The sequence below is a fragment of the Methylobacterium sp. C33D genome (assembly GCF_053345825.1).
Map to the genome: position 1 here is coordinate 61,946 of NZ_JBKFAV010000011.1, position 19,501 is coordinate 81,446.

The window sequence follows — 19,501 nt, forward strand, 5'->3', positions numbered from 1 at the left end:
CGCCTCAGGCCGGATCGACCGGCATCTCCGGCACGCCGCCGGCCTCGATCGCCGCCCCGGCCGCGAGGCAGAGGTCCTCCCGGTAGCGGGCGGCGACCAGTTGCACCCCGACGGGCGTGCGCCCGACGAGGCCGGTCGTCACCGTGAGCGCCGGGACGCCGATCGGCGCCAGCCCGACCTGCAGCAGGTTCGCCTCGAAGGCCCGGGCGATCCCGGCATCGCCGGTCCGGTCGAGACCGTCCGGGAAGGGCAGCTCGCCCGAGACCGGGACGAGCAGCACCGGGGTCTCGGCGAGGAACACCGCCCAGTCCCGCGCCAGCGTCGCCCGGCGGGTCAGCGCCCGGGCGATGGAATCGGGCGCCATCGCCTCGGCCCGCGGCCGGAAGCTCTCCAGGAGACCGATCGCCGCCGGATCCCCTTCCCGCTCCGCCGCGGCCCGGACCGCCGCGTAGCCGTCGCCGAGCCAGAGCTGGAGCTGCAGCTCGCTCGCCTCCCGGATCGGCGGGGTGTCGGCGATCTCCGTGACTTCCCACCCGGCCTCGCCGAGGCGCCGCGCGGCCTCGCGCAGCGCGGCCTCGACCTCCGGTGCTGTGGCGAGACCCCCGGGCCGCACGCAGAGGGCGACCTTGCGCGCGACCGGCGGGCCGTCCAGCGGCGCCGGCACCCACCACGGGTCGCGCGGGTCGGGTGCCGCCATGACCTCGAGGCCGACGCGCAGGTCGGCGATGCTGCGGGCGAGCGGACCGGAGACCGCCATCAGCTGGGGGCCGATGCCGCGCTCGGGCGAGGACGCGTTCCAGGCCGGGATCCGGCCCAGGCTCGGGCGCAGCCCGTGCACGCCGCAGGCGTAGGCCGGGTAGCGCACCGAGCCGGCGATGTCTGTGCCGTGCGCGATCGCCCCGATCCCGGCCGCCACCGCGGCGCCGGCGCCCCCCGACGAGCCGCCGGGCGTCAGCGCCGGGTCGCGGGGATTCCTGGTGTCGCCGTGGAGCTGGTTGGTGGTGAACCAGCGCAGCGAGAAGGCCGGCGTGTTGGTCCGCCCGAGCAGCACGGCGCCGGCCCGGCGCAGGTTGGCGACGACCGGATTGTCGTCCGTCGCCACGAGGTCGCGCTGGAGGCGCAGGCCGTTCGTCGTCGCGAAGCCGCGCTGGTCGGCGTTGACCTTGACGGTGACCGGCACGCCCGCCAGCGGACCGGGGGCCTCGCCCCGCGCCCGGGCGGCGTCCACCGCGTCCGCCTGCGCCAGCACGTCCTCGGGGCGGTGCTCGACCACGGCGTTGATCCGCCCGTTGACGGCGTCGAGCCGGTCGAGGGCGTCCCGCGCCACCTCCCGGGCCGAGACCTGGCCGGAGCGGATCCGGGCCGCGAGGTCGGTCGCCGTCAGACGCCAGAGCTGCATGGGTGTTCCTTTCGCGCCCGGACGGGCGGGATCCATCCTACGATTCGCACCGCCCGGGCGGCTCCCGGCCGGCCCGCGCAGCATATTCAAAATGCAAGACGGCGGCCGCTTTTTTGCGCATCCGCGGATCGCGAGCCCGGCCAAGGCTTTGCCGCGCTGCAGCGGAAGCGCCTAAGCATTTCGACGTATACGACCCTTGCCACCCTGGGAACGACTGATAACCTCGCCCTCGTTCGCGCGTTCGACCGGCCAAACCAGTGAGAAGGGACGACTTCCTCAGACGAAAGCAGGCACCCTCCAGCATAAGGCAGGCTCCCATGGCAGAGGTGATTCGCGTCAGGCCGACTCACGACGGCACCTATACCGTGTATCGCGGGACACTCGCGTTGATATGCGGTCTCACCCGCCTCCAGGCCGAGCGCTACGAAGCAAGTCTCAGCCGACAGCAGCGCGCCGACCTCGCGGTCGCCGGCATCTGAACCGCATCGTCGCCGTACACCGGGCCGGCGCCGCCGTCGTCGCGGCCGTGCCGGCTCACGCCCTCAGGCGCGGTTCGGCGCGTCGAGGTCCAGCGTGCCGAGGTCGCCCACGGCGCCCGACGCGTCGAGGCCGCGCCGACGGGCCGCGACCGTGAAGCCCTGGTCCGCCCGGCCGATCTCGTAGAGCAGGTAGGAGGCCCGGCGCGACGCGATCGCCCCGTGGCCGTCCGCGCGCGCCGACGCGGAGGGCGCCCCGATGACCGGAACGGTCCGCCCGTCCGGCCCCGCGATCCGGGCGGTGCTGGTGACGTGATTGTGACCGTGCAGGATCAGGTCCGCGCCGGCCCGTCCGATCATCGCGGTGAACGCCGCTGCGTCCTTGAGCTCGCGCCCCGGCGAGGCGCCGCCGGGCTGCGGCGGATGGTGGATCATCACCACCCGGAACGGCCGGCCAGGCTCGGTGGCCAGGGCGCGGAGCAGGGTCTCGGCCGCGGCCAGCTGCGACGCGCCGAGGCGGCCGGTCGCCACGAAGGGCTTCGTCGGGATCGCGCTGGACAGGCCGACCAGGGCCAGGGGACCCCGCCGCCGCAGGTACGGGAAATGGCCCCAGGAGCCCGAATCGTCCCCCGTGTAGCGGCCGCAGGCGGCGAGCAGGCCCTCCAGGGAGCCGCGGACGTAGGCGTCGTGGTTGCCCGGCACGAAGCTCACCGCGTCGGGGGACCCCAGGGCCTCCAGGAAGGTGCGGGCGGTCTCCCACTCGCTGGGCAGGCCGATGTTGCACAGGTCGCCCGTGCAGGCGACGTGCGCGGCCCCCTGCGCCTTCAGGTCGGTGACCAGGGCCTCCAGCACGGTCATGTCGTGACTGCGCGAGCGCCCCCGCCGCCAGTTGGCGTAACCGGTGGCGCGCTTGCCGATGAGCTGGCGGAAACGCACCGGCCCGAGGGGGCCGACATGCGGATCGCTGAGATGGGCGAGGCGGAAGGTCAACGCCGGTGGGCACCCTCGAGACCGGGAGAGGCGTCCCGCATCGCGGGCGCGGCGCGTCCCGTCAAGCGCTTCCGATCAGCATCCCGACGACGAGCACGAGCGCGCCGCCGAGCATGACCTGCAGGGCCGCGCGCCAGAACGGCGTCGCCATGAAGCGCGTGCGGATCGCCGCGATGACCGCGAGTTCCACGATCACCACCAGGACCGCGAGGCTGGTGGCCAGGACGAACGGGTTCGGCCAGCCGGCCGGGAGGGTGTCGGGGATCGCGTAGGGCAGCGTGTGGCCGAGGCCGCCGAGGGTCGTCATCGCCCCGCAGACCAGGCCGCGCATCCACGGATCGCCGCGGCCGGTGACCGCGCCGTCGTCCGACAGGGCCTCCGTGAACCCCATGCTGATGCCGGCGCCGACCGAGGCCGCGAGCCCCACCAGGAAGGTCGCGCCGTTGTGACCCGTGGCGAACGCCGCCGCGAAGATCGGCGCGAGGGTCGAGACCGAGCCGTCGATCAGGCCGGCGAGGCCAGGCTGCACGTAGCGCAGCACGAAGGTGCGGCGGGCTTCGGCGTGCAGTTCTGCGGCGCTGTCGAGGACGGCGGCCATGCGAGTCTCCTTCTTTTGACCAATTCCAATCTACAGTCTGGAATTGATCTAAACAAGAGGCGCCGCCGTGTTTTCGCCGCGCCGCGGGAGCATCCGCGGCGGCGGAAGGGCGGCCCGTCCCGGCGGCCTATCCGTGTGGTTGTGGGCGAGGCCGATTGTCTCGTCTCCGGAGCGGGGGCTAGACCATGCGCGGTCGGATTCGGTCCGGAACTCCTCGGGCGGCGGCGCGCCGGCCCGACCCAAGCGTGACATGAGCCTCGGTAAGCGTCTCCTCCGCAGCCCGCCCCTTCAGCGCCTTCTCGGCCGACTCGCGGCGGCCTATCTCCGGCTGGTGCGCCTCACCAACCGCTTCGAGATCCGGGCGGGCGAGGTGTCCGCGGGCGCCGCGGACGGGTGGATCGACGCGCAACTGCCGCTCATCGCCGGCATGTGGCACGGGCAGCACATCATGATGCCCTTCATGCGCAGGCCGGGCGATCGGGTCGCCACGATCATCTCTAAGAATCCGGACGGCAACATCAACACGATCGCGCTGGAGCACCTCGGCGTGCGGGTGATGCGGGCCTCCGGCGCCCGCGGCCGCGGGCGCGCCACCGATCAGCGCGCCAAGGGTGGCGCGGAGGGCCTGCGGGCCATGCTGCGGGCCCTGAAGGCCGGCGAATCCGTGGCCTTCAGCGCCGACGTGCCCAAGGTCTCGCGCCGATGCGACGCCGGGATCCTCACCCTCGCGCGCTTCTCCGGCCGGCCGATCGTCCCGGCGGCCGTGGTGACGAGCCGGCACCTGCGCTTCAACTCGTGGGACCGGGCCTGCCTCGGGCTGCCCTTCGGCCGCGGCGCGATCGTGCTGGGCGACCCGATCTACGTCCCGCGGGACAGCGAGGGCGAGGCGTTCGAGACGCTCCGCCGCTTCGTCGAGGCCGAGATGAACCGGGTCCACGCCCGTGCCTACGCGCTCGTCGGGCGCGCCGACCGGGCCGCGCTCTACCGCGACCCCCTCCCCGAGACGGCGCGCGCGCCGGTGGGAGACCTCGCGTGAGGCGCCCGTCCGTGACCCTGCCGCTGCAGGCCTACCGGGCCGGCCTGCGCATCGGCGAGCCGGCGCTGACCGGTCTGCTCGCGTGGCGCGCGCAGCGCGGCAAGGAGGATCCGCGCCGGCTCCCGGAGCGGCGGGGCCTGCCCGGGCGAGCGCGGCCGGTCGGGCCGCTGGCCTGGATGCACGGCGCGAGCGTGGGCGAGGCCCTGTCGTTGATCGGGCTCGTCGAGGGCATGATCGCCCGCGGCTTCTCGGTCCTCGTCACCACGGGCACGCGCGCGGCCGCCGAGCTGGTCGGCGGCCGGCTGCCCCCGGGCGCGGTGCACCAGTACATGCCCCTGGACGCGCCGCGCTGGGTCGGGCGCTTCCTCGATCATTGGCAGCCGGACCTCGCGGTGATCGCCGAGTCGGAGATCTGGCCGAACACGATCCTGGCGCTCGACGAGCGCGAGATCCCGCTGATCCTGGTCAACGGGCGCATGTCGGAGCGCTCGTTCCGGGGCTGGGAGCGCTGCCCGCGCACCGCCAAGGCGCTCCTGTCGCGGATCGCGATCTGCCTCGCGCAGACCCAGGAGGACGGCGAGCGCTTCGCCAAGCTCGGCGCGCCGCGCGTGAGCATCGCCGGCAACCTGAAATTCGACGCCTCGGTGCCGCCGGCCGACGCGCAGCAGCTCGCCTATCTGGGATCGATGATGGCGGGCCGGCCGGTCTGGGTCGCGGCGAGCACGCATCCCGGCGAGGAGGCCATGGTCGCCTACGCGCACGCGATGCTGAAGGCGCAGTTCCCCCAGCTCCTGACAATCGTCGCCCCGCGCCACCCGGCCCGGGGAAGCGAGGCCGTCGCCTGCGCGAACGCCGTCGGCCTGCGCAGCGCGCGGCGGTCCAGCGGCGGTCGCCCCCATCCCTCGATCGAGGTCTACGTCGCCGACACGATCGGCGAGCTGGGGCTGTTCTACCGCCTCAGCCCCCTGGTGTTCCTCGGCGGTTCCCTCGTTCCGCGGGGCGGCCAGAACCCGATCGAGCCCCTGCGCCTCGATTCGGCGGTGCTGCACGGGCCGCACACCGAGAATTTCGGCGTGATCTACCGGGCCCTGGACCGCGCCGGCGGCGCGATGCCGGTGCGCGACGGCGTCGAGCTGGCGGCGGTCGCCGCCGAACTCCTCGGTGACCGGGCGCGCCTCTCCGACATGGCCCGCGCCGGGCAGCGCGCCCTGGAGCCGTTCGAGGGGGCGGTGGCGCGCACGCTCGCGGTCCTCGACCCGTTCGTGGCGCAGACGAAGCTCCAGCGCCTCGACCGCGGCAGCCCCGCGCGCCCGCTCGCGCGGGCCTGATGCGGCCGCCGGCCTTCTGGGCCGCGGGGCCGGATCGCCCAGCCGCGCGGGCGCTGGCGCCGGTCGGCGCGGCCTACGGGGCGCTCGCGGCGCGGCGGATGGACCGCCCCGGCGCGCGGGCCGGCTGCCCGGTCCTGTGCCTGGGCAACTTCACCCTCGGCGGTGCCGGCAAGACGCCGGCCGCCCTGGCGGTCGCGGGCCTCGTCGCCGGACTCGGCGCCGCGCCGGCCTTCCTGTCGCGCGGATACGGCGGCCGGCTCGCGGGACCGGTGCGAGTCGATCCCGCGCACCACGCCGCCGCCGATGTCGGTGACGAGCCGCTGCTCCTCGCCCGCCTCGCGCCCGCGGTCGTCGCCCACGACCGCCCGGCCGGGGCCGCCCTGTGCCGGAGCCTCGGCGCCGACGTCATCGTGATGGATGACGGCCTCCAGAACCCGAGCCTCGCCAAGGACCTCAGCCTCGCTGTGGTCGACGGACCCGCCGGTCTCGGCAACGGCCTGCCGTTCCCGGCGGGTCCGCTGCGCGCGCCGCTCGCCCGGCAATGGCCGCACGTCGCTGGCCTGATCGTGATCGGCGACGGGGCCGGGGGCGACGCGGTCGCCCGGGCCGCCGAGCGGCGCGGCCTGCCGGTCCACAGGGCGCGCCTCGTCCGGGAGACGGACGATCTGGCCGGCCGCCGCTGCCTCGCCTTCGCGGGGATCGGCCGCCCGGAGAAGTTCTTCGCGACCCTGGCCGAGGCGGGGGCGGTGATCGTCGGGACGCGCTCCTACCCGGACCACCATCCCTACCGGGCGCGCGCGCTGACGGCGCTGTCCGAGGCGGCCCGGCGCCTCGACGCGGAGCTCGTGACCACCGAGAAGGACGCGGTGCGCCTGCCGCAAGCCTTCGCGGCGGGCGTGCGGGTGCTGCGCGTCCGCCTCGCGTTCGACGACGCGGACGCCCTGCGCCGGCAGATCCGCGGCGCGCTCGCCGCCCCGTGACCGTCGGTGGCGACCGTCAGGGGCGGCCGGTTTCCTTCAGCCGCTTGAGGATCGCCTCGGGGGAGACGTAGGCCTCCTGGCGGGCGGCGCTCCAGTAGCGCAGGGAGTCGAGCGGGATCGGCTCGCCGGTCACCGCGCAGCGCACGAAGCTGCCGGGCTTGACCACCCGCATGGTGCCGTCGCCGTACTCGACGACCGCCTCGCCGTTGTTCGCGCGCTCGTAACGACCCAGCACGTCCGCCTCCTGCTCGATGGTGCCTTCTACACGATCCGCGCGCGCCGCGATGCCCGCGGGGCTCAGGTCAGCATCGACGGGGTCTCGTCCCGCGCCAGCAGGGTCCGGGCCGTGGCCGCGTCGACGTGCATCCGCTCGACCAGGGCCGCGGCGCTGGCGAACCGCTCCTCGCCGCGGATGTACCCGACGAACTCCACGGCGATGTCGTGCCCGTAGAGATCGCCGGAGAAGTCGAACAGGTAGGTCTCCAGCAGCGGCGCGCCGTCGTCGAAGGTCGGGCGGCGCCCGTAGCTCGCCACGCCGTCGCGGAACGCGCCCGAGGCCAGGCGGACCCGCACCGCGTAGATGCCGTGCGCGAGCCCGCAATCGGGCAGCATCATGTTGGCGGTGGGGAAGCCCAGCTGGCGGCCCCGCTTGTCGCCGTGGCGGACCGTCCCGAGGACGAACCAGCGATAGCCGAGCAGCGCGTTGGCGCGGGCGACGTCGCCGGCCGCGAGGGCCGCGCGGATCGCGCTCGAGGAGACCGGCTCGGTCTCGTCGCCGAGGGCGACCGGCGCCACGATGCGGCAGCTCATCCCCGCCTCCCGGCAGAGGTCGGCCAGGATCGCGGGCGTGCCCTCACGGCCACGGCCGAAATGAAAATCGTGTCCGACGACGACGCCGGACAGGCCCAGCGATCCCTTCAGGAAGTCGAGCACGAAGGCGCGGGCGCCGGTCTCGGCCAAGTCCCCGTCGAAGCGGCGCACGATCAGCCCGTCGAGGCCCAGATGCGCGAACACGATCTCCTTCGCGGCGAGGCCGGTGAGCCGGAACATCGGCGCGTCGGGCATGAAGTAGGCCCGCGGGTGCGGTTCGAAGGTCAGGATCGCGGACGGCCGGCCGGCCGCGCGGGCGGCGGCGCGCACGCTGTCGACGAGCGTCCGGTGCCCGAGATGGACGCCGTCGAAGTTGCCGATCGCCGCCACGGCGCCCGCCAGGGCCGGCGGGACGGGGGCGTCGGCGCGGCAGATCGTGAAGGGTCGCGCGGCCGTGTCGTCGCCTGTGGCCATCGGTTCGGGTCGAGTGCTCGGAAGGGTCGGATAGGGTCGCCTGACATGCCGCGAGGGGCCCGACGCGGCCGGACCCTGCCCAAAGGCGCCCGGAGGGTCAAGCGAGGCGGCCCACGCGGGCGGCCATGCGCGGGCCGCGCCGATTAACGGCTTCGCAATGCGCGTGCGCTATTTGAAATGCTGTGCAGCGCAGCTAAATTGCAGCGTTAGCGAAGCGTTAATCTATCCGGGAGCCGCCGCGGCTTCCCGCCGGGCAATACGGAGCAGTTGTTCGATGGCTCTCGACCTGAGCATGCCGATCCTCGTTGTCGACGATTACCAGACGATGGTCCGCATCATCCGCAATCTACTGAAGCAGCTCGGCTTCGAAGAGGTCGACGACGCTTCCGACGGGACCGAGGCGCTCGCGCGACTGAAGGGGCGCAAGTACGGGCTCGTCATCTCCGACTGGAACATGGAGCCGATGACCGGCTACGAGCTGCTCCGCCACGTGCGCGCCGACGAAAATCTTCGCACGACACCGTTCATCATGGTGACGGCCGAATCGAAGACCGAGAACGTGATCGCGGCCAAGAAGGCCGGCGTGAACAACTACATCGTCAAGCCCTTCAACGCGGCCACGCTGAAGTCCAAGATCGAGGCGGTCTGCGGCAGCTGACCGGCCTCGCGTCTTCGACCACCGCGCGTCCGGACGGATCGCTCCCGCGCCGCCGGACGCCGAGACGTGGCGTGGCCGGCCAGGACGGCCACAGATCCGAGGAGGAGAGCATGTCGTCAGCCGCCGCACGGCAGCCCGATCTGCGGCTTCGGGAGCCGCAGACCGTGATCTCCGAGCTGATCGAGATCGCGGATTACATCGCCCATCTCCGCGAGGAGATCGGGGCGCTGCGCGCGAACGAGATGAGCCGGGACCGGATTCCCATGGCGCACGAGGAGCTCGGCAGCGTCGTGGAGGCGACGGCCGGTGCCACCAACACGATCATGGAGGCCGCCGAGGCGATGCTCGGCCTGCCCGACGGGCCGGGCTACCGCGACGCGGTCGAGGAGCGCATCAACACGATCTTCGAGGCCTGCGCGTTCCAGGACATCACCGGCCAGCGCATCGCCAAGGTGGTGGAATCGCTGCGCCTGTTCGAGCAGCGCCTCGCCCGCTTCGTCGGCGCCGTGAAGGCCCGCGACGCGGCCTCCATGGATCCCGCCGAGCGCGCCCGGCGGACCCGGGCCGAGGACCTCATGCTGAACGGCCCGCAGGCCGTGGACGCCATGCCCTCCCAGGACGACATCGACGCGCTGTTCGCCTGACCCGGACCGGCGCGGGCTCGGCCGCCGGGGGAATCGTCGCCTGCGCGGCGGTCGATACGGTGGCGGTCGACTCGGCTGCGGCTGACCGGCTAGACCGCCTTCCGGACCCGCCGCGATGCGGGGCGGGCGGAGGCCGCGGCAGCGATGACGGCGCAGTTCTGGTCCGAGCTCACCACCGAAGACTTCACCCGACGCGACATGGGTCGCGCGATCGCCGTCCTGCCGGTGGCCGCCATCGAGCAGCACGGCCCCCACCTGCCGCTCGCCACCGACGCCCTCATCGCCGAGGGCTACCTCGCCCGGGTGCGCGACGGCGTGCCGGCGGATCTCGACGTGCTGCTGCTGCCGGTCCAGCCGGTGGGCAAGTCCGACGAGCACGACGCGTTTCCCGGCACGCTCTCCCTGGAGACCGGGACGGCGCTGGCCGCCTGGACAGGGATCGGCGCGGCCGTCCACCGCGCCGGCTGCCGCAAGCTGGTGATCGTCACGAGCCACGGCGGCAACAGCGCGCTCATCGACCTCGTGGCGGGCGAGCTGCGCGCCCGGTTCGACATGGTCGCGGTCACGACGTCCTGGGCGCGGCTCGGCTATCCCGAGAGCCTGTTCCCGGCGGACGAGATCGCCCACGGCATCCATGCCGGCGGCATCGAGACGGCGCTGATGCTGGCCCTGCGTCCGGACCTCGTCCGGACCGACCGGGTCGCGGATTTCCCGCCGCGCACGCTGTCGATGACCCGCGCGTTCACCCATCTGCGCGCCGGGCGGCCCGCCGCCTTCGCGTGGAAGGCCGGCGACCTCCAGGCTTCGGGCGCCATGGGCGACGCGCGGCTCGGCACGGCCGAGGCCGGCCGCGCCGCGCTCGACCACGGCGCGCGGGCCTTCGTCGCCCTGCTGCGCGACGTCGACGCCTTCGAGCTCGCGCCGCCGGTGTAACCGCCGCCGCGCCGCCGCCGAAGGAGCCGGTACGCCGGGTCCGAACCGCCGGCGTGCGGGAGTTCCGGCCATGCGCCCTGCCCTCATGATCGCCGCCGCCCTGCTGTGCGGCAGCCTCGAAACGGCCGACGCGGCGGAGCGCCCCGTCGTCGTCGAGCTGTTCACCTCGCAGAGCTGCTCGTCCTGCCCGCCCGCGGAGGCGCTGATCGGCCGCCTCGCCCGCGAGCCGGCGGGGACGCAGGGCGACGTCCTGCCGCTCGCGTTCCACGTCACCTACTGGAACCACCTCGACTGGCGCGATCGCTACGCCCTGCCGGCGGCCACCGCGCGCCAGGAGGCCTACGCGGCCCGCCTCGGCGGGCCGACCTACACGCCGCAGGCGGTGATCGACGGGCAGGTCGGGCTGGTCGGATCCGACGAGGCGGGCCTGCGCGCCGCGATCGCGCGCGCCCGGCAGGCCGCGCCCGGCATTCCCGTGACGCTGGCCCGCGACGGCGCGCAGGTCGTCGCGCAGATCGGGGCGGGTTCCGGGACCGGCGGCTCCGCGGGCCGCGTCCTGCTGATCGGCTTCGATCCGAGCCACACCACCCGCGTGCTGCGCGGCGAGAATGCCGGGCGCACCATCGAGCAGGCCAACATCGTCCGGTCGGTGCGCGACCTCGGGCGCTGGTCCGGCCCTGCCGCGACCTTCGCGTCGGCGCGTCCCGAGGGCGAGACGGCGGCCCTGCTGCTCCAGTCCGACGACGGGCGCATCCTCGGCGCGGCGCGCCTCGCCGCGTCTCCCGCGACGTCCCCCGCCGCGTCGCTCCGGGAGGCCGTGCGATGATCCTCGCCGTTCCCTGCGGGGTGCCCGCGCGCGGCTGGGCGCTGGCGTCGGGATCGGACCGTGGGGTAGACACGCCGCGTGCCGGGGGACGGAACGACGGCGGAGCCCGGATGGCGCTCGAACAGGAACTGGCGACCCTGATGGCGGCGGCCCAGGGCGGCGACGCGGCCGCCTACCGCGCGCTGCTGAAGGCCTGCCTGCCCGTGGTCTCGGCGATCGCGCGGGCGCAGGGCGTGCGCGGCGAGGCGGTGGACGACGTCGTGCAGGACGCGCTGATGACCGTCCACCGGGCCCGGGCGAGCTACGATCCGGCCCGGCCGTTCCTGCCCTGGCTGCGCGCCATCACCCAGCGGCGGGCGATCGACAGGCTGCGCCGCGCCGGGCGGCGCCCGCGGGAGGTCAACGACCCGCTCGCCTACGAGGCCGAGGTCGATCCTGGGCCGGCCCCCGGCCACGGGCTGGAGGCGCGGGACCGGGCCGCGGCCCTGGCCAGGGCGGTGGCGGCCCTGCCCGATGGCCAGCGGCAGGCGGTCGAGCACCTGGGCCTGCGCGAGCTGTCGCTCGACGAGACCGCCGCCCTCACCGGCCGCAGCAAGGGGGCCCTCAAGGTGAACCTGCACCGGGCGCTGAAGGCGCTCCGGGCCAGCCTGACGCAGGAGCGGGAGTGATGGCCGGAGAGGGGAGCAACTGGGCGGGCGGCGACCTGTCCCGTCACGAGCGGCTCGTCGAGGCGCTCGCGGGCGGGCTCGAACCCGTGCGGCCGCTGCCGGCCCCGGAAGCCCGCGCGGCCCTCTGGCTCGGCGTGACGCTGGTGCTCGGCGCGGTCCTCGCCGCCTGGATCGGGACCGGCGGCTTCATGCTGCGCATGCACGTGCCGGACCTCGCCCTCGCGGCGGTGGGCGCCGTGCTGACGGCGATCACGGCCGCCTACGCGGCCTTCGCCACCAGCGTCCCGGGCCGGTCCGGCCGCTGGGCGCTGCTGCCGCTGCCGCCCCTCGCGCTCTGGGTCGGCGCCAGCGGGCTGGGCTGCCTGCGCGACTGGATCGCGCCGGGGGCCGACGTGCCCGGCGAGCACACGGTCGCGGGCTGCTTCAGCTTCCTGATCTGCGTCTCGGTGCCGCTGTCCGTGCTGATCGTCGTGATGCTGCGGCGCGCCTGTCCGCTGCGGCCGAACCTCACGGCCGCCCTCGGGGGGCTGGCGGTGGCGGCGGCGGCCGCGGCGCTGCTCATGCCGGTCCACCCGCACGACGCCACCGCCACGGACCTGCTGTTCCACGCGGCGGCGGTCGCCATCGTGATCGCGGCCAACGGAGTGGCCGGCGGCCGGCTGCTCGGACGGGATTCCGGGGTCGGCTAGGGCGTTCCGGTCGAGGCGCGCGGCCGCTCCGGCGTGAGCGGGTCTGCGGGCGTCGGGCGCGGGCGCCTCAGGCGGCGCTCGGATCGAGGCCCGGCCAGTCCACGATCCGGTCCGGCAACTCGTCCTCGGAGAATTCCTCCTCGTTGCCGCTGAGCCGGCCGCGGACCGAGATGCCCGCCTCGTGCACGCTCGCGGCCCGGCCGGAGACCAGGGGGTGCCACGGGTAGAGCGGCTGCCCGTCGCGCACGAGCCGATACGCGCAGGTCGGCGGCAGCCAAGCGATCGACCGCACCGCCTCCGGCGTCAGGCGCACGCAGTCGGGCACCCGCTTCTGCCGCCGGGCGTAGTCGCGGCACCGGCAGGTGAGGCCGTCGAGCAGGGTGCATCCGACGTCGGTGTGGTGGACCTCGCCGGTATCCTCGTCCTCGAGCTTCATGAGGCAGCACCGGCCGCAGCCGTCGCACAGGCTCTCCCACTCCGACGGGGTCATGGCTTCGAGCGTCTTGGTCCGCCAGAACGGCTCGACCGCCCCGCGGCGCGGCGCCTCGGGCTTGGGCATCGGAAAAGTCTCTCGGATGGGGAGGCGCCTCTGTGCCCGAGGCGCGGCACCGCTGCAAGCGTGGCCGCCGATGGGCCCATGCGACCGGATCGCCCCGTCGCGCGTTACGCCCAAGCTCGTCCGCGGCGAATCGCGAGACTGCGCAGAGCCTCGCCGCCGGTTCCGGATCCTGCTATGGACGACGGATGCCGCGCGGTGGCGCCGGCGCAGGGTTCGTGTCCGCGGCGCGGGCGCTCGACCATCCGCCGCCAGATCCGCCGCAGAGGCGCTCGACAAGCCGGGTTCGACATCGTGCGCCTGCCGACGTTCACCGAGATCAAGGTCCGCCTCGAACGCGCCGCCCTCGCCTTCGACGCCTGGGTCAACGCGAGCCTGTACGACGGCGGCCAGTCGACCGGGCAGGTCTACGAGCGCTTCCAGCGCGTCATGAGCCGCTTCGCGGTGCGTGGATGGAAGCGCGTCGCCCTCGACCTGACGAGCGAGGGCGTCACCATCGGGACCGGCGGCGCCATCCTGATGCTCGCCCTGGCGCAGCCCGCCTTCCACCTGACCAGCGAGAACTGGTTGAAGCAGCAGGACCTCGCCGTCACCTTCCTCGACCGCTACGGCACCGAGGTCGGGCGGCGCGGCATCAAGCACGACGACTCGCTGAAGCTCGACGAGTTTCCCGACATCATGATCAAGGCGCTGGTCTCCACCGAGGACCGGCGCTTCTACGAGCACTGGGGCATCGACCCGATCGGCACCCTGCGGGCGCTGGTGAACAACTCGCGCGGCGGCAACGGCACGCAGGGCGGGTCCTCGATCACACAGCAGCTCGCCAAGAACCTGTTCCTGACGAACGAGCGCTCCCTGGAGCGGAAGGTCAACGAGGCCTTCCTGGCCCTGTGGCTCGAGAGCCACCTGACCAAGAACGAGATCCTGAAGCTGTACCTCGACCGCGCCTACATGGGCGGCGGCACCTTCGGCGCGGTGGCGGCGGCGGACTATTATTTCGGCAAGCCGCTCAAGGATATCAGCCTCGCGGAGGCCGCCATGCTGGCGGGCCTGTTCAAGGCGCCGACCAAGTACGCCCCGCACGTCAACCTGCCGGCGGCCCGCGCCCGGGCGGCGGACGTGCTGCACAACATGGTGGAGGCGGGCTTCGTCACCGAGGGCCAGATCCAGACGGCTCTGCGCAACCCGGCGACGCCGGTGACCCGCACCCGCGACATCACCGCCGACTACTACCTCGACTGGGCCTTCGGCGAGATCAAGGTGATGGCCGACGCCGGCAAGCTGCGCAACGACCGCGTGCTGACCGTGAAGACGCCGCTGGACCTCGCGATCCAGAAGCGGGCCGACGAGGTGGTGGCCGACATCCTGCGCAAATCCGGCGACGCCTACGACGTGGACGAGGCCGCCATGGTGATCCTCGATCCCGACGGGGCGCTGCGCGCCATGGTGGGCGGCGCCGATTACGGCGAGAGCCAGTTCAACCGCGCCACCGACGCGCTGCGCCAGCCCGGCTCCTCGTTCAAGCCCTACGTCTACTCGGCCGCCCTGAACTCGGGCCTGTTCAAGCCCGATACGACGGTGGTCGACAGCCCCGTCTGCATCGGCAACTGGTGCCCGCAGAATTACGGCCGCTCCTACGCCGGCCGGGTGCCGATGTGGCTGGCGGTGGCCAAGTCGATCAACACGATCCCGATCAAGATCTCCATCGCGCTCGGCAAGGCGATGGGCATCAGCCACGAGGCCAAGGCCGCCAAGGCGGGCCGCGCGAAGATCATCGAGCTCGCCCACAAGATGGGCATCACCTCGAACCTGATCGACACGGTCTCGATGCCGATCGGCTCGGACGAGGTGACGGTCATCGACCAGGCGGCGGGCTACGCGGTGTTCGCCAACGGCGGCTTTCGCGCCAAGCCCTACGCGGCCATCGAGGTCAAGAATTCGTCCGGCGAGGTGATCTACCGCCACGCCGACGAGGCGCCCGAGCGGGTGCTCGCGCCCCAGGTCGTCGCGGACATGAACTTCATGCTCAACAAGGTGGTCGAGGAGGGCACCGGCAAGCGGGCGCAGCTCGAGGGCGTGAAGGTGGCCGGCAAGTCCGGCACGACGAACGCCTACCGGGACGCGTGGTTCGTCGGCTACACCGGCAATTACGTCGGCGCCGTCTGGTTCGGCAACGACGACCACACCTCGACCAACAAGCTCACCGGGGGCTCCCTCCCGGCCCAGCTCTGGCACGACGTCATGGAGCCGGCCCACCGGGGCATCGAGATCAAGGGCCTGCCCGGCCTGAAGGAGAATCCGCGCGCCGCCCAGCAGCAGGCCTCCGGCGGCCCGACCGCGCCGACCGACCCCAATGCCAGCGCCTACGGCAAGCTCTCGCGCCGCTCCTTCGAGGTGATCAGCGGCCTGAACGGCCTGTTCCGCACCGTCGAGCGCGCCCCCGGATCGGCGCCGGACGCGCCCGCCGGCGCCGGAGACGCCCCGAAGACCGGCCGGAAGCCCGGCGACCGGGCGGCGGCGCCGTCGGGTCAGCTGCGCGAGGTCGCCGAGGGCGGTCGCCCGGTCGGCGGCTTCACCGAGGTCCGGTGAGCGCATGAAGCTCACGATCCCCGACGTGCTCGGCCGGACCTCCGCGTTCGCCGGCGCCCCGCGCAGCGGCGCGGCACGCTTCGTCCTGCGCCTCTGGCGAAAGAGTTCGATCGCCGGCCTCGCCGCCTACGCCCTGGCGCTCGGCGCCGTCCTGGGACTGGCCAGCGCCGACTGGGCCACGAGCGGCGGGTACCCGTTCGGCGGCGTGCAGGTCGGCGCCTGGACCGCCTGGCCGCGGGCCGGCGCGGCGAATGCCGATCCCTACACCCGCGCCGTCAACGCGCGCCGCGGCGAGATCCCCCTGGCGGTCGGTGAGGGCCTTCTGCTGACGGCGGCGGTCGACGATGCCGGGCAGGCGCTCGACGCCACCTGCACGTACCAGATCGGCGGCGCGACGCCGCCCGCCCGCGCCTGGACCGTCACGGTCGCCGGGCGCGGCCCGCGCGAGCCCGGCCGCGCGCCCCTGCGCGAGGGCTTCACGTCCACGGAAGTGCTTCGAACGGCCGACGGGCGGTTCACGATCACGCTCGCGCCGGATGTCCAGCCGGGCAACTGGCTCCCGAGCCCGCGGGCGAGCGGGCCGGTCCGCCTCGCCCTGCGCCTGTACGACACGCCGGTCGCCGCCAGTGTCGGATCCCTCGACCGGGGTTCCGTGCCGGCCATCACGCGTGTGGGATGCGCCCCGTGAGCCTGCGCTTCGTCTACGCCACGCTGATCGGCCTCGTGCTCGCCGGGATCGTCCACATCGCGGCCGTCCTGGCGATCCCCGCCCTGTCGGAGACCGACGCCGTCTCGCGCGCCCGCACCAGCGAGAACCTGGACCATCCGCAATCGATCTACGCGGTCGCGACCGGCGACGACCCGTCCCCGCCCGAGGCGTGGCTGCCGATTACGGACCCGGCGGTCGCCGTGGGCGTCTGCGCCTACAACCTCGCGGACGGGCCCATGCGCGTCTCGGCCCGCACCGGTCCGCTATCGCTGTCGCTCGCCGCGCATGCCCGCCGCGGGGCCTTCTATGCGGTGACCGATCAGGCCGCGGTCCGCGGGGCCCTCGACCTCGTGATCCTGACCCGCGCCCAGTACGACGAGGCGCTGGCCGACGACGACGAGAACGACCCGAGCCGCGACGTGCGCATCGTCGCGCCCGACGCGCGCGGCTTCGTGGTGGTGCGGGTGATCGCCGGTCTCCCGAGCCAGAGGCCCGCCGCCAACGCCGCCGTCCAGGCCGTCTCCTGCACCACCGACACGCCGACGGACGATGCGCCGGCGGTCAAGGACGCCACCGGCAAGGATGCGGCCGGCAAGGACGCGTCGGGCAAGGGGGCGGGACGCTGAGGGAGGACGCCGCACGGGTTCGCGGCGCCGGTCGGCCGGTGCCGCGCCCCCGCGGCCCCGCCTTCTCCCGGGCGGCGGCGCCGGCCCCGCCGACGCGATGACCGCAGCCGCCGCGACGATGCCGTCCTCGGCCGCCGGGATCGCGCGATCCGCCCTCGATCTGATCGGCAACACGCCGCTCGTCGCCCTCGACCGCGTCCATCCCGGTCCGGGCCGCCTCCTCGCGAAGGCCGAGTTCGTGCAGCCCGGCGGCAGCGTCAAGGACCGCGCCGCCCGCGCCATCCTGCTGGCCGCGCGCGCGGACGGCCGCCTGGCGGCGGGGGCGCCCGTCGTCGAGATGACCAGCGGCAACATGGGGGCCGGCCTCGCGGTGGCCTGCGCGGCCCTGGGGCACCCGCTCGTGGTCACGATGTCGGCGGGGAACAGTCTGCAGCGCGTGCGGATGCTCGAGGCGCTCGGGGCGGAGGTCGTGCGGGTGCCGCAGGTGGACGGCGTCCCGGGGCAGGTCACCGGCGCCGACGTGCGGGCGGCCGCGGACGCGGCGGAGCGCGTCGCGGCCGAGCGAGGCGGCTTCTACGTCGACCAGTTCCACGCGCCGGAGGGGCTGCGCGCGCATCGCGAGACGACCGGACCGGAGATCTGGGCGCAATCGTCCGGCCGGGTCGATGCCTGGGTGGCGGCCGTGGGCACGGGCGCGACCTTCCTCGGCGTGGCCGCGGTGCTGCGCGCGCGCAACCCGTCCCTGATCTGCGCCGCGGTCGAGCCGGCGGGCTGTCAGCCCCTCGGCGGATCGCCGGTCACGAAGCACCGGCACCTCATCCAGGGCACCGGCTACGGCAGCGTCCCGCCGCACTGGACGGCCGGCCTCATGGACCTGTCCATCCCGGTGACCGACGCGGCGGCCGAGGAGTGGCGGCACGCCCTGGCGACGCGGGAGGGCCTGCATGTCGGCTACTCGGCCGCGGCCAACGTCGCCGCGACGGTCGCGCTGCTGTCGTCCGGGCGTCTCCCGCACGACGCCGTTGCCGTGACCGTGCTCTGCGATACGGGGCTCAAGTACTAGGGCCGGCCGGGGGCGGCTTCCGGCCATCCGCGCGGCACGACCCTCATCCTCGGGCGGCCTCGAGCGCTCAGTATTTCACCACCAGCGGCGCCGACTGCGCCACCGGCGGCGGGGGCGGCAGCGGAGCCGGCCCCAGGCCGCACCGGGCCGCGGCGTCCGGCGGGAGGAGCGGGTCGAGCAGGTTGCGGCGCGCGGCCAGCATCAGGATGGAGCGCTCGGCCGAGACCGATTCCGGTGCCGGCGCCGCGGCGAACAGGTGCTCCAGGGCGAACCGGTAGCGGGCGAGCCGCAGGCCGGCCTCGAACCGCACCCAGGCGATCAGGCAGCGGTTCTCGGCGACCCGCTGGACGGCATCCCGTACGGCCGCGTCGTCGAGGGTCCTGGCGAAGGGCAGGCTGCGCAGCCGCGCGGCATCCGCGTCGATGACGCGGGCGGCCAGCGCCACGAAGAGCGGGATCAGCCGGGCATCGGCGGTCGCGTCGTCGCTGAGCTTCCGGTAGCGGGAGACGGGTGAGCGGGACGGTTCCCCGGTCAGCGCCTCGTAATAGGCGCCGACCTCCTCGTAGCGCCATGTCGGCGGGAGCGCGTGGGCGCTGGCGAGGCCGAACACCGTGTCCTGGAAGGCCGTGAAGCTGCTGGCAGGCTCGACGAACCGCCACGCGCGGTCGCGCAAGGCCTGTTCGTCGTCGGTCAGGCCGGAATCGAGCAGCAGGCGCCCGCGATCCCGGGTGCTGAAGCTGCCCGTCGTGTCGATCAGCCCGTTCCAGACCCCCGTGCGCGGCCGGCCGAAATCGCCGCTCTGGGTGCAGGCCGCGAGCAGGGCCAGCGCGGCCCCGGCGGGAGCGAGGCGCAGCGCGGTGCGCGCGTGGCCGAGCGGGCGGCGATCCGGGGCAGACATGGGAGAACCGTCGGTGGTGTCGCGCGGCCGGAGGGACATGCGCGGGGACGTCCTCAGGACGCGAGGCGCTCGTAGCGCACGCCGAGGAACAGGAGGATCTCGCCGCGCCGCTCGCCGGAGCGCGGGATCCGGCAGGTCCGCCGCGCCTCCGCGCCCGGGAACGGGATCAGGGTCGCGGACGCGGCCGCGCGGCGCGTCGGATCGGCGGCGGGCTTCGACGAACGGGTTTCGCCGGTCTCCAGCGGCTTGAAAAGGGTCATGGTCTCCGGCTCCTGTCGGCGGTCCGAGCATCTGGCCCGGGCCCTTCGGAGGGCGTCGGCAAGGGCTACCGAAACAATCCAGCACGACGTGGTTAACGGAGTCTTTCCGGGCTCCGGCCGGGAAACGCGGTGCTGGCGGGAGTTGGCGCGTGAATTGCGTAGCTGTCCGTGCCCATGGCGGGCGTTTCCTCCCTTCGACTTGAGGCCCTGTCCGATCCCGGACGGGGCCTTCTTATGTGCGGCCCGTCCCGCCGGGCGGCGGCGCCCGGCGACCCATCGTGCGACCCGCTG

At 74.1% G+C, this 19,501-nt stretch carries 21 protein-coding genes and 1 pseudogene; 14 read left to right on the plus strand and 8 right to left on the minus strand.

The features are described from left to right. Nucleotides 1–4: 4 nt before the first annotated feature. The gene (locus ACLBXO_RS10740) at nucleotides 5–1,399 is read right to left on the minus strand and encodes an amidase family protein (protein WP_447685366.1); all 1,395 of its coding nucleotides are present in this window, start codon (nucleotides 1,397–1,399) and stop codon (nucleotides 5–7) included. Nucleotides 1,400–1,716: 317 nt separating this feature from the next. Here ACLBXO_RS10740 and ACLBXO_RS10745 point away from each other — a divergent pair, with 317 nt between their 5' ends. Further along, nucleotides 1,717–1,878, plus strand: coding sequence for a hypothetical protein (locus ACLBXO_RS10745; protein WP_012317896.1), 162 nt, complete (start codon nucleotides 1,717–1,719; stop codon nucleotides 1,876–1,878). A 63-nt stretch (nucleotides 1,879–1,941) separates the two neighbouring features. Here the strand turns inward: ACLBXO_RS10745 and ACLBXO_RS10750 are convergent, their stop codons facing one another. Together ACLBXO_RS10750 and ACLBXO_RS10755 are read right to left on the minus strand one after the other, a co-directional pair. Beyond that, complete coding sequence (locus tag ACLBXO_RS10750; protein ID WP_447685367.1) at nucleotides 1,942–2,865, minus strand: metallophosphoesterase family protein; 924 nt, start codon at nucleotides 2,863–2,865, stop codon at nucleotides 1,942–1,944. A gap of 61 nt (nucleotides 2,866–2,926) precedes the next feature. Further along, nucleotides 2,927–3,442, minus strand: a pseudogene (locus ACLBXO_RS10755) (VIT1/CCC1 transporter family protein); the annotation flags it as partial. A 271-nt stretch (nucleotides 3,443–3,713) separates the two neighbouring features. Here ACLBXO_RS10755 and ACLBXO_RS10760 point away from each other — a divergent pair. From ACLBXO_RS10760 to lpxK, 3 genes are read left to right on the plus strand one after another with little or no spacing between them, the layout of a single operon-like run. After that, a complete protein-coding gene (locus ACLBXO_RS10760) occupies nucleotides 3,714–4,499 on the plus strand; it encodes a lysophospholipid acyltransferase family protein (RefSeq protein ID WP_447685368.1) in 786 nt (261 codons plus the stop codon). Further along, on the plus strand, nucleotides 4,496–5,827 hold the full coding sequence (locus tag ACLBXO_RS10765) for a 3-deoxy-D-manno-octulosonic acid transferase (protein WP_447685369.1): 1,332 nt from the start codon (nucleotides 4,496–4,498) through the stop codon (nucleotides 5,825–5,827). Before ACLBXO_RS10760 ends, ACLBXO_RS10765 begins: the two co-directional genes overlap by 4 nt. Further along, entirely contained in the window at nucleotides 5,827–6,807 is a 981-nt protein-coding gene (lpxK, locus tag ACLBXO_RS10770; protein ID WP_447685370.1) for a tetraacyldisaccharide 4'-kinase, read from the plus strand. Before ACLBXO_RS10765 ends, lpxK begins: the two co-directional genes overlap by 1 nt. A 16-nt stretch (nucleotides 6,808–6,823) precedes the next feature. Here the strand turns inward: lpxK and ACLBXO_RS10775 are convergent, their stop codons facing one another. Together ACLBXO_RS10775 and ACLBXO_RS10780 are read right to left on the minus strand one after the other, a co-directional pair. After that, nucleotides 6,824–7,042, minus strand: a complete 219-nt coding sequence (locus ACLBXO_RS10775; protein WP_331313862.1) for a DUF2093 domain-containing protein — start codon at nucleotides 7,040–7,042, stop codon at nucleotides 6,824–6,826. Between the two features lie 62 nt (nucleotides 7,043–7,104). Beyond that, nucleotides 7,105–8,091 carry a bifunctional riboflavin kinase/FAD synthetase gene (locus tag ACLBXO_RS10780; protein ID WP_447685371.1) on the minus strand — a complete coding sequence of 329 codons (987 nt, stop codon included), beginning with the start codon at nucleotides 8,089–8,091 and terminating at the stop codon, nucleotides 7,105–7,107. 274 nt (nucleotides 8,092–8,365) lie between these two features. On the opposite strand from ACLBXO_RS10780, the gene ACLBXO_RS10785 reads away from it, so the two are divergent. From ACLBXO_RS10785 to ACLBXO_RS10810, 6 genes are all read left to right on the plus strand, one after another. Further along, on the plus strand, nucleotides 8,366–8,749 hold the full coding sequence (locus ACLBXO_RS10785) for a response regulator (protein ID WP_012317888.1): 384 nt from the start codon (nucleotides 8,366–8,368) through the stop codon (nucleotides 8,747–8,749). Nucleotides 8,750–8,859: 110 nt separating this feature from the next. Then, nucleotides 8,860–9,393, plus strand: coding sequence for a protein phosphatase CheZ (locus ACLBXO_RS10790; protein ID WP_331313860.1), 534 nt, complete (start codon nucleotides 8,860–8,862; stop codon nucleotides 9,391–9,393). Between the two features lie 144 nt (nucleotides 9,394–9,537). After that, nucleotides 9,538–10,326: a creatininase family protein gene (locus tag ACLBXO_RS10795; RefSeq protein WP_447685372.1), complete on the plus strand. Its 789-nt coding sequence runs from the start codon at nucleotides 9,538–9,540 to the stop codon at nucleotides 10,324–10,326. Nucleotides 10,327–10,396: 70 nt separating this feature from the next. Further along, entirely contained in the window at nucleotides 10,397–11,152 is a 756-nt protein-coding gene (locus ACLBXO_RS10800) for a DUF1223 domain-containing protein (protein WP_447685373.1), read from the plus strand. Between the two features lie 110 nt (nucleotides 11,153–11,262). Then, a complete protein-coding gene (locus ACLBXO_RS10805; RefSeq protein WP_020093690.1) occupies nucleotides 11,263–11,820 on the plus strand; it encodes a sigma-70 family RNA polymerase sigma factor in 558 nt (185 codons plus the stop codon). Further along, the gene (locus ACLBXO_RS10810) at nucleotides 11,820–12,509 is read left to right on the plus strand and encodes an NrsF family protein (RefSeq protein ID WP_447685374.1); all 690 of its coding nucleotides are present in this window, start codon (nucleotides 11,820–11,822) and stop codon (nucleotides 12,507–12,509) included. The genes ACLBXO_RS10805 and ACLBXO_RS10810 overlap by 1 nt, the downstream gene beginning before the upstream one ends. Before the next feature lie 67 nt (nucleotides 12,510–12,576). Here the strand turns inward: ACLBXO_RS10810 and ACLBXO_RS10815 are convergent, their stop codons facing one another. Beyond that, entirely contained in the window at nucleotides 12,577–13,068 is a 492-nt protein-coding gene (locus ACLBXO_RS10815) for a YcgN family cysteine cluster protein (protein ID WP_447685375.1), read from the minus strand. Between the two features lie 291 nt (nucleotides 13,069–13,359). Here ACLBXO_RS10815 and ACLBXO_RS10820 point away from each other — a divergent pair, with 291 nt between their 5' ends. The 4 genes from ACLBXO_RS10820 (at nucleotide 13,360) to ACLBXO_RS10835 (ending at nucleotide 18,052) form a co-directional block, all read left to right on the plus strand. Then, nucleotides 13,360–15,654 (plus strand): transglycosylase domain-containing protein, encoded by a 2,295-nt coding sequence (locus ACLBXO_RS10820; RefSeq protein ID WP_447685376.1) that lies wholly within the window; start codon nucleotides 13,360–13,362, stop codon nucleotides 15,652–15,654. A 4-nt stretch (nucleotides 15,655–15,658) separates the two neighbouring features. Continuing rightward, nucleotides 15,659–16,342: a DUF1214 domain-containing protein gene (locus tag ACLBXO_RS10825; RefSeq protein WP_447685377.1), complete on the plus strand. Its 684-nt coding sequence runs from the start codon at nucleotides 15,659–15,661 to the stop codon at nucleotides 16,340–16,342. Beyond that, nucleotides 16,330–16,989, plus strand: coding sequence for a DUF1254 domain-containing protein (locus ACLBXO_RS10830; RefSeq protein WP_447685378.1), 660 nt, complete (start codon nucleotides 16,330–16,332; stop codon nucleotides 16,987–16,989). Before ACLBXO_RS10825 ends, ACLBXO_RS10830 begins: the two co-directional genes overlap by 13 nt. Nucleotides 16,990–17,086: 97 nt before the next feature. Continuing rightward, complete coding sequence (locus ACLBXO_RS10835; RefSeq protein WP_447685379.1) at nucleotides 17,087–18,052, plus strand: PLP-dependent cysteine synthase family protein; 966 nt, start codon at nucleotides 17,087–17,089, stop codon at nucleotides 18,050–18,052. A gap of 67 nt (nucleotides 18,053–18,119) precedes the next feature. Here the strand turns inward: ACLBXO_RS10835 and ACLBXO_RS10840 are convergent, their stop codons facing one another. Then, nucleotides 18,120–18,950, minus strand: coding sequence for a hypothetical protein (locus ACLBXO_RS10840; protein WP_447685380.1), 831 nt, complete (start codon nucleotides 18,948–18,950; stop codon nucleotides 18,120–18,122). A gap of 53 nt (nucleotides 18,951–19,003) precedes the next feature. Continuing rightward, nucleotides 19,004–19,210 carry a hypothetical protein gene (locus tag ACLBXO_RS10845; protein ID WP_331312561.1) on the minus strand — a complete coding sequence of 69 codons (207 nt, stop codon included), beginning with the start codon at nucleotides 19,208–19,210 and terminating at the stop codon, nucleotides 19,004–19,006. Nucleotides 19,211–19,501: the final 291 nt, after the last annotated feature.